Here is a 289-nt window from a genome sequence, read left to right as displayed (position 1 = left end):
GAGCGCCCGTCACTGCCGGTGACGGGCGCGTGGGATAGCATCAAGTTGCTTGGCGCAGTCAGCGATGGCGGTGAGACGTTCTTCCTGCCGTGTGCAGGGAATTTTAACAGCGACACGACGATTCGACTTCTNNGACGAAAGAGCCCAAGAAGCTTGGAAAGAAGGCTTCAAAAAAAGCGCAACGACCTGGACGACGAATATACGATCCTGACCATCGATCAGACGAGACAGGTTCTCTCGACGTTGATTTATGCGTGGTTTCCGGAAGGAGAGCGCCCGTCACTGCCGG

The 289-nt window shown here is 55.7% G+C and carries 1 pseudogene; it reads left to right on the top strand.

From position 1 onward, the window contains the following. A pseudogene (locus tag Z052_RS21380) lies at nt 1–289 on the top strand (hypothetical protein); the annotation flags it as partial.

This window comes from Halorubrum sp. C191 (assembly GCF_002727095.1).
Taxonomy (GTDB): Archaea; Halobacteriota; Halobacteria; order Halobacteriales; family Haloferacaceae; genus Halorubrum; species Halorubrum ezzemoulense.
This window is presented reverse-complemented; position numbering and strand designations above follow the sequence as displayed.